Consider the following 13,072-nt stretch of genomic DNA (forward strand, 5'->3'; position numbering starts at 1 on the left):
TTGGCCCTGCCCGCCCAGGCCGTCAGCCCCACCCCGGCCGCCGCCGCCGAGGCCGCGGCGGCGGTGAAGGTGCTGGTCTTCCACGGGCCGACGGACAAGCAGGACGACCCGGTCGCCAAGGCCACCGCCACCATCCGGCAGCTGGGCGAGCAACACGGCTTCACCGTCGACGACTCCGCCGACCCGGCGGTGTTCACCTTCGGCAACCTGGCCCGGTACCGCGCGGTGGTATTCCTCTCCGCCAACGGGGTGACGCTCGACGACGCCCAGGAAGCGGCCTTCCAGGCGTACGTCAAGGCCGGCGGCGGTTTCGTCGGCGTCCACGACGCCGCGCGCGCCCAGCCGGAATCCTCCTGGTTCACCGGTCTGATCGGCACCCGCCCGGCCGCCGGCCTGCCCAACGCGGAGAAGCCGGTCTCGGCCACGGCGAGCGCCGAGAACCCGCCGAACGAGACCGCGGCGAAGGCGATCGACGGGTCGACGGGCACCAAGTGGCTGACGTTCTCCCCGACCGGGTGGCTCGCCGCCAAGCTGGCCAAGCCGGTCGTGGTGTCCCGCTACGCGCTGACCTCGGCCAACGACTTCCCGGGCCGGGACCCGAAGAACTGGACCCTGCAGGGCTCCCAGGACGGCGCCACCTGGACCGACCTGGACACCCGGACCGGGGAGACCTTCCCGCAGCGGTTCCAGACCCGGCAGTTCAGCTTCGACAACAGCACGGCGTACCAGCACTACCGGCTGAACATCACCGCGAACAGCGGGGAGCCGCTGATCCAGCTGGCCGAGCTGTGGCTGATCGGACCCGACGCCGGCCCCGCCCCGGACAGCACGGTGCAGCGGGCGGTCGTCGACGTCACCGACCGGCAGCACCCGGCCAACAAGGGCCTGCCGCTGACCTGGACCCGCTCCGACCAGTGGATCAACTGGGACCCGAGCCCGGTCGGCAAGGTCCACACCATCGCCCAGGTCGAGGAGGGCACCTACAACGCGGGGCTGAGCGGCAACGGGGCGTTCCACCCGATCTCCTGGTGCCAGGACTACGACGGCGGCCGGTCGTTCTACACCGGCATGGGGCGCACCGCAGACAGTTGGACCGGGGACAAGCAGTTCCAGGGCCACCTGGCCGGGGCCATCAAGTGGACGACCGGCATGGTGCGCGGCGACTGCCAGGCGACCATCGCCGCGAACTACCGGATCGAGCGGCTCACCGCCGCCAACCAGGCCGGCCAGCTCGACCAGATCGGTGAGCCGCACGGCCTGACCATCGCGCCCGACGGCGCGGTCTACTACATCGGCAAGGCGGCCTGCCCGACCGGGCCGGTCGCCAGCTGGGACGACCCGAAGGTCGGCCTCGGCTGCGGCACGATCCACCGCTGGGACCCGAAGACCAAGCAGGTCAAGCTGCTCACCACGCTGCCCGTGATGGGCAACCGGGGCAGCGGCAGCGAACTGGTCAAGAACGAGGAGGGCCTGGTCGGCATCACCCTCGACCCGAAGTTCGCGCAGAACGGCTGGGTCTACGTCTACTGGATGCCGCACGAGTCCATCGACCGGGACCGGCGGATCGGCCAGCGGACCGTGTCCCGGTTTACCTACGACGCCGCGAAGCAGACCATCGACCAGGGCACCCGCAAGGATCTGCTGCACTGGGACACGCAGATCCACAGCTGCTGCCACGCCGGCGGCGGGATGACCTTCGACGAGAGCGGCAACCTCTACATCGGCTCCGGCGACAGCAACTCCTCCGGCGGGTCCAACGGCTACGCCGGCAACAACTGGACCCAGGACTACAAGGGCACCTCGTTCCAGGACGCCCGGCGTACCGCCGGCAACACCAACGACCTCAACGGCAAGATCCTGCGCATCCACCCCGAGGCCGACGGCACCTACACGATCCCGCAGGACAACCTGTTCACCGGCAAGGAGGAGGGCGGCGGCAAGACCCGCCCGGAGATCTACGTGATGGGCGTACGCAACATCGCCCGGATCGCCTGGGACCCGGTCAACCACTGGCTGACCGCCGCCTGGGTCGGCCCGGACGCCGGCGGCCCCAGCCCGGACCTCGGACCGGCGAAGTACGAGACTGCCACGATCATCACCTCGGCGGGCAACCAGGGCTGGCCGTACTGCATGGGCAACCGGCAGCCCTACCGGGACCGCAGCACCACCGACGCGAACGTGCTGACCGGCTGGTACGACTGCGACAACCTGAAGAACGAGTCGCCGCGCAACACCGGTCTGGTCAACATCCCGCCGGCCCGGGACAACATGATCTGGTACTCGCCGCAGGGCGGTGGGCCGGTCTACCCGAAGCGCGCCGACGGCAGCGGGCTGCCGACGTACGTGGCGGGCGAGGAGAAGTTCACCCAGCCGTACCTCAAGGGCGGCGGGCAGGCCATCATGGACGGCCCGACCTACCAGCGGGAAAAGGTCGACACCGACAGCGGGGTCGCCTGGCCGGCGTACTGGGACGACAAGTGGTTCATCGGTGACCAGTCCAACGCCAACAACCGGGTCGCCGTCACCGTGGACCCGGACAAGGTGCCCGACCACGGCCCGCCGGCATTCGCCGAGGACCTGCGCCAGATCATCCGATCCGGCAACGGCGCCAACCAGCTGCAGTCCTGGATGGACGCCAAGTTCGGCCCGGACGGGGCGCTCTACATGCTGGACTACGCGGGCGGCTTCTTCAGCCTGCACCCGAACCAGAAGCTGATCCGCGTCGCCTACCAGGGCGGCCCGGCGACGCCGCGACCGAGCGACGCCATCGCCCGGGCCGTGGCGCAGAGCAGCCCGAAGACGATCGCGTTCTCCAGCGCCCGGGCCGGCGGCATCGCCTGGGAGTGGAACTTCGGCGACGGCAGCGCGCCCTCGCACGAGGCGAACCCGACGCACACCTACGCCGACTACGGCACCTACCAGGCCACGCTCAAGGTGACCTACGCCGACGGCGAGGTGGCCACCGCCAAGATCGAGGCCGTCGCGGGCTGCACCGCGCCGGACGCCCGCAAGACGGTGCAGCTGCTCGACAAGGACACCGGCGTGGCCAACCGCCAGGCCGGCGGCAACTGCACGGTCAACGACCTGATCGACGATGAGCGCAACTGGACGAACCACGGCCAGTTCGTCAGCCACGTCGCCGGTGTGGTCAACGACCTGCGCGCCGACGGCGTGCTGGACAACCGGGAGGCGACGAAGATCAACACTGCGGCGGCCCAGTCCGAGATCGGCAAGGTCGCCGGGTACCGGGCGCTGTTCGACGGCACCGCGGAGTCGCTGGCCGACTGGCGGCAGGCGCCCGGCGGTTCGTTCGCGCTGCGGCCGGACGGGTCGATCCGCAGCTCCGGTGGGCTCGGCATGCTCTGGTACGCCAAGGACGAGTTCGCCGACTTCTCCCTGCGGATGAAGTTCCGGGACGTCTCCGCCGACGGCGTCAACGCCAACAGCGGCGCCTTCACCCGGTTCCCGGACCCGCGGATCCCGCTGGACCAGCGTCCCGCCGGCAGTTGCGGCACCGTCGGGTCGGCCCGGACCTCCCAGGCCTGGGTGGCGATCTACTGCGGCCAGGAGATCCAGATCTACGACGGGACCACGGGTGAGCCGCAGAAGACCGGCTCGATCTACAACTTCGACCCGGTCGGCCTGGACCAGGCCGGGGTGACCCCGAAGGGCCAGTGGAACGACTACGAGATCCGGGTGGTCGGGCAGCACTACACGATCATCCGCAACGGCGCGGTGATCAACGAGTTCGACAACACGCCGGGCAAGGCGTCGTCCCGCCAGGGCGACCCGCCGACCGACCTGCGCCAGTTCCTCAGCGGCTTCGTCGGGTTGCAGAACCACGGCACGAACGACCTGATCGAGTTCCGCGACGTGCGGGTACGCGAGCTGTAGCGATCCGGTGCCGGGTACGGGGATGTGCCTCCGTACCCGGCACCTCGTCCGTCCCAGGTGGGCGCCGCCGCCGGCCGCCGTTGCCGTCGACCGTACGACAGGCGTAGGAGCGGATGCCGCGCATCTTCCACACGTGTCCGAAGACCGATCACGGCCGAATTCATAGTTTCATTTCGATCGTTGCGGTGTCACCCGCGCCCGGCCGGTCGGGGACGGGCGCGGGCCGTCGACGGTCGGCGCGGGGAGGAGGAGCACGCGAATGCAGAGTCCGAGGATTGCCTGGCGGGCGCTGGTGGTGGCCGCGGTCACCGCGGCGGCCGCCCTGCGGGCGACGAGCGCGATGGCGCAGCCGGGGGCCGACGAGCGGCCCAGGCTGGTCGTCGAGAACGGCGTCACCCAACCGGCGTTCGCCTACAGCGACGCGGTCCGGGAGAGAATCTTCGTCACCTCCGACGTCGACACCGACGGGGACGGCGCGCTCGACGTGGTGGCCATGGACGTCATGCGGCCCAGGGCCAGTGAGAACGGGCTCCGGGTCCCGGTGGTGATGGACGCCAGCCCGTACTACTCGACGGTGTGCCGGGGCAACGAGAGTGAGTGCAAGGGCGACGTCGACGGCGACGGGCTGAACGACAGATGGCCGCTCTTCTACGACAACTACTTCGTGCCGCGCGGTTACGCGTTGATCCTCCTCGACATGATCGGTACCAACAATTCGACGGGATGCCCGGTCACGGGCGGCCGGGCCGACAACATCAGCGCGCCGACGGCGATCGACTGGCTCAACGGGCGGCGACGCGGGTTCGACGCCGCCGGCAGAGAGGTCGTCGCCGACTGGCACAACGGCCGGACGGGCGTGATCGGCAAGTCGTACGACGGCACGCTCGCCAACGCCGCCGCGGCGAGCGGGGTGGACGGCCTGACCACGATCGTGCCGATCTCGGCCATCTCCAGCTGGTACGACTACTCGCGCAGCAACGGTCTGGTCACCCGGGCCAACAACTATTCGGGCAGCCTCGCCAACACCGTCACCAACCCGGCCCGCCGGGCGTACTGCGCGCCGGTGCGTGGCACGCTCGGGCAGGGGGGTGACGACGTCACCGGGGACTACAACGACTTCTGGGCGGAGCGGGACTACGTGCCGCACGCCGACCGGGTCAGGGCGAGCGTCTTCGTGGTGCACGGCATCAACGACGACAACGTCCGCCCGGACCACTTCAGCAGGTGGTGGGCCGCCCTGGGCGAGCGGGACGTGCCCCGCAAGCTCTGGCTGACCGGCACCGGGCACGTCGACCCGTTCGACTTCCGCCGAGCCGAATGGGTCGACACCCTGCACCGCTGGTTCGACTTCTGGTTGCAGGGCATCGACAACGGGATCATGCGGGAACCGACCGTCGACATCGAGCGGCTGCCGGACGTCTGGGAGACGGCGCGCACCTGGCCGCTGCCCGACACCCAGCCGACCCAGGTGTTCCTGCAGGCGCCGGTCGGTGATGGCGCGGGCGGACTGTCGGTCCGTCCGGGCCCCGGGAACAGGTCGGCTACCTTCCAGGACACGCCCACGATGAGCCAGACCAATGCCATCCGGCATCCGTCCGACCCGCTGGCGAACACCCAGAACCGGCTGGTGTTCCTGTCCCCACCGTTGACGGGCTCCCTGCACATCTCGGGCACACCGATCGTCAAGATCAACGCTTCGGTCGACGGCGAGGACACCAGCTTCGCCGGGCTGCTGGTCGACTACGGGACCCGTCAGCGCTTCAGTACCGCGGGCGATGGCATCCGGACCCTGACCGAGGAGGACTGCTGGGGTGCGGAGGCCGACTGGGGCGGCTTCGCCGAGGACGCCTGCTATCGCAAGGTGGAGAAGACCGTCGCCACGAACCCGCAGGAACTCGTGACCAAGGGCATCATCGACGGCCTCAACATCGATTCGCGTACCGAGTCCACCCCGCTCGTGCCCGGTCAGAAGAACGCCGTCGACCTGTCCCTGCTGCCCGAGGACTACGTCTTCGACGCCGGCCACCAGATCGGCGTGGTCCTGCTGTGTTCATACTCCGGTTACAGCAGCCGGGCGAAGCAGAACCGGGCCGACATCACCATCCACTTCGACCGCAGCCGGATCCAGTTGCCCGTCGTGGGTGGCCGGACGGCGGCCGTGGCGGCCGGTCTGTAGGTATCCGGGAGCGGGGCGTCGCGCACCGCACGCCCCGCTCCCGGGCCCGCCGCGCCGGCCCGCCGACGATCAGGGACCGAGCTGGTACCGGCCGGTCAGGCGGCCGAGCTTCAAGGCCAGGTGCAGGCAGAGCCGTTCGTTGCCATCCTTCAGATCCCTGTCCGCGAGCGACTCCACCCGTTGCAGCCGGTAGTACAGCGTGGTGCGGTGCAGCGCAGCCGTTCAGCCGTGGCATGAGCGTTGCCAGCCAGGTCGAGGTAGGTCTCCAACGTCTCCAACAGCACCTGGTGGGCTTCGTCGCCCAGCAGCCGGCCCAGTCCCGGGTGCACCCGCGCGACGTCCAGGTGCCGGGCGTCCACGCCGGACAACAGGCGGTAGATTCCCAGCTCGGGCCAGTAGACGACTGGACCGAGAGCGGGCAGGTGGGTGCCCACCCGGGCCGCCTGGAAGGGTGTGCACGCTTGCCGAGGATCGACGACACGCTGACGTCGGTCTTCGATCAGCGCCGGCCGGTTGACCTGCTGCTGCGGGGCTGGCCGGGCGGTGTCGACGCGCCGACCCTCGACGGCAAGCTGCGCGAACTGGTGCTGGCGCTCTGACGCGACGTCCAGCCCGTTCCGGGCCGTGCACGTCCGCCGCGGTCGTTATGCTCCCGCCGTGTTCCGAAATCTCTTCAACCGTGGTCCGGAGCCCGTCGAGCCGGCCGCCGACCTCGACCCGGCCCTCGACGACCACGACCTGCGGGCCGCCCGCGACAAGGCGCTCACCGGCGACTGGCAGGCCGCCCGCGACGTCGTCGAGGCCGCCGGCTCCGACTGGGAACGACGCGGGCGCCGGGTGTCGGCGCTGGGCGTGGCGGCCGCGGACGACGGAGCCTGGCTCGACGCCTGGCGCGCGGAAATCCCGGACGACCCGGCGGCGGCGGCGATCTGGGCGTCGACCCTCGCGGAACGGGCCGGCCGCGCGCGCGGCGCGGCGCCGGCGGCCGACACCTCCCGGGAACAGTTCGTCGGCTTCACCGAGCTGTCGGCCCAGGCGGCCGCCGCGGGACGGCAGGCGATCGCGCTGGCGCCGCACGACCCGGTGCCCCGGGTGGACGTGTTGTGGGCCATGTTCGCCGGCGGCCGCGGCCGACAGCAGGAGTTCGCCGACGCGCTCGCCGAGGTCCGGCGCCGCGACCGGTTCAACTTCGCCGCCCACCTGGCGGCGGTGAGCTTCCACTGCGAGAAGTGGTTCGGCTCGCACGACGCCATGTTCGGGCTGGCGCGGGCGACCGCCGCCGCCGCGCCGCCCGGCGCCGGCGTGACCCTGCTCCCGGTCTTCGCCCACTTCGAGTACGCGATGCGCGAGTTCAACTGGGGCACGCCGACCCCGAAGGGGCTGCTCGCCTGCCGCCGGTACTTCCAGCGCCCTGAGGTGCAGCGGGAACTCGACGCGTGCGTCGCGAAGTGGCGGGCGGCCGGGTCGCCCACCCACGCCGACGCGATGGTGTGCCGCAACTGGATCGCCGTCGCCTACGCCCTCTCCGACCGCCGGGCGGAGGCGAAGGCGGTCTTCGACGAGATCGGCCCGTACGTCACGAGCCCCGCCTGGTCCTACTTCTTCGGAGGCCGCAAGCACGGCTTCCTGTCGAACTGGCGGTGGGCCAACCGGGTCCGCTGACACCGACGCCCGGCGCCCGGCGCCCCGGCGGTCGCCGTCACTGCGGCTTCCTGCTGCGCGACGGCGACACGCTCGGCGAGGGGCCCGTCGACGGCGACCGCGAGGGCAGCACGGTCGGCAGGCTCAGGCTCGGGCGCGGGCTGGCGCTGCCGCAGACCGCCGGGTCGCAGGTCGGCCGGACCGCGCTCGGCGTGGGTCGGACCGTCGGCGTCGGGGAGGCGGTGGTCGGCTTGGGGCTGGCCGGAGCGGCGGTGGAATCCGGGGCGTCGTCCGGGAACTCCGGGGTGCCGAACCGGTACTTCTCCGGGTCGAGCTTCAGCGCGGCGGTGGCCTGCTCCATGAACTGCCGCCAGATCGGCCCGGGACCGCTGGACCCGTACACCTCGTAGCTGCCGTCCTTCGTCTTCAGCGGCTTGCCGTCGGTGGTGCCGAGCCAGACCGCGGCGGCCAGCGCCCCGGTGTAGCCGACCATCCAGGTGTGCACGTTCTGCGTGGTGCTCTGGCCGGCCTGCCAGGTCCCGGTCTTGCCGGCCGAGTCCCACCCGTTGTCCAGCTTGGCGGCCTTGACCCGGCTCAACGTCCAGTCGAGCTGGTTCACCGCCTCCTTGTCGAGCCCGACGTCATTCTGCACCAGCCGCTCGGAGAACAGGCGCTCGTCACCCTTGGTGACCGACCGGACGAAGTGTTCCTCGGCCCGCTTCCCGCCGGCGGCGAAGGTCGCCATCCCGTTGGCGTGGTCCTGCACGGCGATGCCGTACTGGCCGATGCCGACCTCGGTGGAGAAGCGTCCCGCCACCTCCTCGGCCGGCTGGCCGCGCAGCTCGACCCGCTGCGGCCGCGGGTTGCCCTTCTCGGTCGCCCACATCGAGTCCACGCCGGCCCGGGTGGCCATGTCGATCACCTTCGCCGTGCCGAGCTTCTCGGTCAGCTCGAAGTAGGTGACGTTGAGCGAGGCCACGGTGGCCTCCCACAACGCGCAGTCCGGCTGGCATGCCGCGTGCTCGGCGTTGCGGATCGGCCCGGCGGGGCTGCCCTTGGTCCGGCCCGACTCCGGGAACTCCTTGGTCTCCGGCGAGTCGAAGCGTTGCTTCACCGAGATCTTGTCCCGGACGGCGGCGGCCAGGTCGTACACCTTGAACGACGAGCCCGGGGGGTGCTGGCCGAAGCCGCGGGCCTGTCCGTTCTCGTCGTAGTACCAGCCGGCGTAGTCGGCGCCGGCGCCGTCGTTGCCGCCGTAGTAGCCCAGCACCCGGCCGGTGCCCGGTTCCACCGCCACCAGCGCGGCCTGCCAGTTCTTCGGCTGCCCGCGGACCGCCTCCGGCGCGCTGTCGCGCCGGATGTCGGCGGCCGCCTCGGCCGCGTCCTGGACCCGCTTGTCGATGGTGGTGACGATCCGGAAGCCGCCGTTGCGGATGAAGTCGGCCGGCTTGCCCTTGAACTCGTCGGTCTGCCGCAGCTCGCTGAGCACGTGGTTGACCACCAGACCGGTCGGCCGGTCCAGGCCGGACCGTCCCGCGTTCGGGTCGATCGGCTTCACGTCGTCGGGATACGCCAGGTTCGCCGCGTCCTCCGCCGACAGGTACCCCAGCTTCACCATGCCGTCCCGGATGTAGTTCCACCGGTCGATCGAGTTCTGCCTTGCCTGCGCGTTGCGCCGCGGGTCGTAGCCGGGCGAGCCCTCGGGGTCGTTCGGGTCGGCCTCCGGTTGCTTCACCATCGCGCAGAGCACCATCGCCTCCGCCGGGGTCAGCTGGTTGGCCGCCGGCGCGTCCCGGCGCACCGTCTTGCCGAAGTACGTCTGCGCGGCCGCCTCGATGCCGTACGCGCCGCGGCCGAACGGCACCGTGTTCAGGTAGAAGCCGAGGATCTCCTCCTTGGAGTACTTGTCGTCGAGCTTCCAGGCGATGACCGCCTCGCGGAGCTTGCGGGAATAGGTGACGCCGTTGAGGTCGGCGGCCACCCGCGCGTACTGCTGGGTGATGGTCGACGCGCCCTGCCGCTGGCCGCCGGTCACGTTCGACCAGGCGGCGCGGAGCACACCGGAGAAGTCGATGCCCCGGTTGGTCCAGAAGCTGCGGTCCTCGGCCGCCACGATCGCCTGCTTGGCGGAGTCGTTCATCTGGTCGTACGGCACGATGGTCCGGTTCTCCGCGCCCAGGGTCGCCATCTTGGTCCGGCCGTCGGCGTAGTAGACCGTGGTCGACTCGGGCAGTTTTAGGTCGGTGGGGGTGGGCACGCTGTCGAAGTAGTAGCCGCCGGCCACCAGGCCGGAGCCGGCGAGCAGCGCGAACACGGCCAGGAAGATCAGAATGCGATGGCGCCGACGCGTCCGTCCCGCGGGGGCGACCCGCGCTCCGGAACCGTCAGCGGCGTTGTCGTTGTCACCGGTTGGAAGCACCCGCACCCGATACCCTCCGACTGGTCGGCCGAATCGTGAGCTTGCTGGGGGTGTCAGGCTATCCGAGCTGCGCGGTTCTCCTGCCGGCCCACGTGTTGCGGCGGGCGAGCCCGTCGAGTAGTTTTCCACGCACGCCGTCGAGCTGGGAGGAGGTCAGAACAATGTCCGATGTTCTGCGCTCCCTCCGCGCTCCGGCGTCCGCGCGGATCTGATCCGGGGCGCTCGCTTTCCGGAGGATCAGCCCATGACCGATCTGGTCATCCGTCCGCTCGTCGCGGGCGAGGAGAATCTGTTCGAGTCCATGCCCGACCCGCTGCCCCAACTGCGCCAGGTCGGGTACGCCGACGGGCTCGCCGGCGGTGGTTACCGACCCGAGAACACCTGGATCGCCCTCCGAGCCGGCCGGGTGGTCGGCCGGGCCGCCTGGGTCCTGCCGCCGGGTGCCGTCGGCGCCCCCTGGCTGGAGCGGTTCGACCTGGCCGCCGAGCCGGAGGCGGGCGCCGCGCTGCTGCGCGCCGCCCACCAGGCGTTGGGCGGTCCCACCCGGTACTACGCCGCGATGCCGGCGCACTGGCGGCGCCGCCCGGAGGTGCTGGCCGTGGTGCGGGCGCCGATGGCGGCGGCCCGGCTCGCCGGGTTGGTCGAGCGGGGGGAGCGGCTGAGGTGCTCCTGGACCGGCACCCCGCTGCCCGCGGCCTCCGGGCGGTACACGTTCCGCCCGGCCGCCGACGTGGCGGAGATCAACGCGATGGTCGCCCGGATCGCCGAGCCGGACGTGCTGACCGGCGTGGAGGTGGCGCGGGCGGTCGGTGGGGTGGACCTGGCCACCGACCCGCTGGCCTGGCTGACCGGCCCGGCTGGGGACTGGCGTATCGCGCTGGACGCCGGGAGGCCGGTCGGCCTGGTCGGCACGGCCGGGCAGGCCTGCTACCCCCTGATCGCCTACCTCGGCCTGCTCGACCAGGCCGTCCGGGGTGAGCTGCTGGCCGAGGCGGTCGGGGTGCTGACCGCCGGCGGCGCCCGGGAGGTGGTCGCCGACGTGGACGCCCACCGGGTGGCGGTGGTGGCGGAACTGGAACGGACCGGGTTCCGGCAGCTGCGGTCCCGGGTTGTCTTCGAACCCGCCGCCGGTCCGCCGTCCGGCTCCGCGGTGGCTGCCGCGCACGGGGCCGACCGGGCCGGTCAGGGCTAGTTCGTCCAGGTGCGCCCAGGCGCCCGGTCGGTCCTGGGCGGCGCTCGACCGGGGCGGTCCCTCGTGGGGGGGCCGCCCCGGTCCGTCCCCGGCCGGGTCCCTCAGCCGGGTCGGCGGTCCACCGTCACCGGTGGACGTACCCGCTCACGCGGTCGTTGCGCACCCGGACGGACGGGTGGCGGGCGGGCCACCGCGTGACGGTGTTGGCGCTCATCCGGCCGGCCCAGAACGGGGAGAACCGCCACATCGGGTGGGCGGTCCCCCCGCACGGCAGCGGGAAGTCGTCGCTGCTGGTGTACCCGTGCCGCAGGTGGAGGTCCCGCTCGGCCGGGGTGAGGACCTCCGTGTAGGTCGGCAGGCTCAGGGTGTCCATCCACCGTTGACTGCCGGCGAGGACGGCGGCGGCCCGGTTCGCTCCGTGGGGGCCGGGCGCCGCCAGGAACGCCAGATGGTTGTGGGCTTCGGCCGGACGGCGTGCGCTGAGGGCACGGCCGAGGAGGAGAAAGCGGTCGCGGTGGGCGCCGCACGCCGCTGCCAGGCGGCCTTCGTACCGCACCGGCGGCGGGATCGGCCGGTAGCGGTGGAACCAGACGGTGGCGGCGGTGCCGTCCTGGAGGAGGAACGCGTCGCCGAAGAGCAGCGCGTGCTCGGTCCAGATGCGGGCCACGGCGGCCAGCACACCGGCTCGGCACGGCGGGTCCGGGACGAGCCAGGCGCCCAGGGCGGTCGGGGCGAGGGTGTCGGTGATGAGATCGACGACCCGGTCGATGTCGCGCCATCGGGCGCGTACGACGGATGTTCGTACGGTCATGTAAAGCTCCTGCTCACGATCGGAGGTGTTGCCGACCCGGTGCCGCGCACCCGGCGCGGCGGTCCACGGGTCGGCCACGGGGGGGCCGCTGAGGCCTCGGGGCGCTGATCCGCACGACCGGCCGGAGCGGCCACCAGGCGCACTCCGGCGGCCGCTGCTCAGGCGGGTCTGGTCCCGGGCCGGGGCGATCGTGAGAAGAGGTCGCCCGGGCGGGCCGGGCGGACCCGCTGTCCCAGTACGGCGGGCGGCGTCCAAGCCGCCGCCGACGCGTCGGCGGCGGCGCCGTGCGAGGCCCCGGACGAACCGGCGCTGCTCGAGCCTGGAGCCGACCCGGCGGGCAGGTGGTCGACGTCCGGCGGGAGCGGCGGCGCGGGGCGGCGGAGGCTGCCGCCCGCCGCCGGCGGTGACCCCTGGCCCACGGCGCTGTTCGCCCGGGGCGTGCCGACGTCGGTGCTCGGCACGCGGTCGGCGTCTTTCGGCTTCGGGCCGGCCGGCGTCACCCGACCGGGCGGTGGACCTGTCGGGTCGTCGGCCGGGGCGCCGGCCTGGTCCGGTGGTTCGTCGCCCGGCGCCCCCGGCGTTCCAGGCGGATCCGGCGGTCCGGCCGGCGGGTCCAGGAGGCCCAGCACCGGATCGAGGGGCTCGAGCACCGGGTCCAGCGGCCGGACCACGGGTCGCAGGCCCCGCAGCACCGGGTCGAGGACGGGGCTCAGCGGACCGACGACCGGCGCGGTGATCGGACCGAGGCCAGCGGCCACCGGCTCGACCACGCCCGCGGTGACCGGCGCGGTGATCGGGCGGAGCGCGGCGGCCACCGGCTCGACCACGCCCGCGGTGACCGGCGCGGTGATCGGACGCAGCGCGGCGGCCACGGGCTGGACCACGCCGGCGGCGGCCACCGGGTCCGCGGGCCTGCTCCGGATCAGCTCGCCCTTCGGG

Annotated in this window: 8 protein-coding genes and 1 pseudogene; 5 read left to right on the plus strand and 4 right to left on the minus strand. The window is 72.2% G+C overall.

Features of this window, described 5'->3' with window-relative positions:
• Both DKT69_RS01095 and DKT69_RS01100 read left to right on the plus strand, forming a co-directional pair.
• Positions 1–3,894 (plus strand): ThuA domain-containing protein (locus DKT69_RS01095; RefSeq protein WP_109799743.1); only part of this gene is annotated, 3,894 nt, incomplete at its 5' end.
• 259 nt (positions 3,895–4,153) lie between these two features.
• Positions 4,154–6,070 (plus strand): Xaa-Pro dipeptidyl-peptidase, encoded by a 1,917-nt coding sequence (locus tag DKT69_RS01100; RefSeq protein WP_109799744.1) that lies wholly within the window; start codon positions 4,154–4,156, stop codon positions 6,068–6,070.
• Between the two features lie 69 nt (positions 6,071–6,139).
• On the opposite strand, the gene DKT69_RS01105 is transcribed toward DKT69_RS01100, so the two are convergent.
• Positions 6,140–6,283, minus strand: a complete 144-nt coding sequence (locus DKT69_RS01105) for a helix-turn-helix domain-containing protein (RefSeq protein ID WP_109799745.1) — start codon at positions 6,281–6,283, stop codon at positions 6,140–6,142.
• A gap of 20 nt (positions 6,284–6,303) precedes the next feature.
• Here DKT69_RS01105 and DKT69_RS01110 point away from each other — a divergent pair, with 20 nt between their 5' ends.
• Positions 6,304–6,669, plus strand: a complete 366-nt coding sequence (locus tag DKT69_RS01110) for a hypothetical protein (RefSeq protein ID WP_109799746.1) — start codon at positions 6,304–6,306, stop codon at positions 6,667–6,669.
• Positions 6,670–6,727: 58 nt separating this feature from the next.
• The gene (locus DKT69_RS01115) at positions 6,728–7,732 is read left to right on the plus strand and encodes a hypothetical protein (RefSeq protein WP_109799747.1); all 1,005 of its coding nucleotides are present in this window, start codon (positions 6,728–6,730) and stop codon (positions 7,730–7,732) included.
• A gap of 37 nt (positions 7,733–7,769) precedes the next feature.
• Here DKT69_RS01115 and DKT69_RS01120 read toward each other — a convergent pair whose 3' ends face one another.
• Positions 7,770–10,025: a transglycosylase domain-containing protein gene (locus DKT69_RS01120; RefSeq protein ID WP_236647239.1), complete on the minus strand. Its 2,256-nt coding sequence runs from the start codon at positions 10,023–10,025 to the stop codon at positions 7,770–7,772.
• 349 nt (positions 10,026–10,374) lie between these two features.
• Here DKT69_RS01120 and DKT69_RS01125 point away from each other — a divergent pair, with 349 nt between their 5' ends.
• Positions 10,375–11,322, plus strand: coding sequence for an acetyltransferase (locus tag DKT69_RS01125; protein ID WP_236647240.1), 948 nt, complete (start codon positions 10,375–10,377; stop codon positions 11,320–11,322).
• 124 nt (positions 11,323–11,446) lie between these two features.
• Here the strand turns inward: DKT69_RS01125 and DKT69_RS01130 are convergent, their stop codons facing one another.
• Positions 11,447–12,133: a hypothetical protein gene (locus tag DKT69_RS01130; protein ID WP_236647241.1), complete on the minus strand. Its 687-nt coding sequence runs from the start codon at positions 12,131–12,133 to the stop codon at positions 11,447–11,449.
• 158 nt (positions 12,134–12,291) lie between these two features.
• Positions 12,292–13,072: pseudogene (locus DKT69_RS38075) on the minus strand (hypothetical protein); the annotation flags it as partial.

The organism is Micromonospora sicca (assembly GCF_003172935.1).
In the GTDB taxonomy this organism is placed as follows: domain Bacteria; phylum Actinomycetota; class Actinomycetes; order Mycobacteriales; family Micromonosporaceae; genus Micromonospora; species Micromonospora sicca.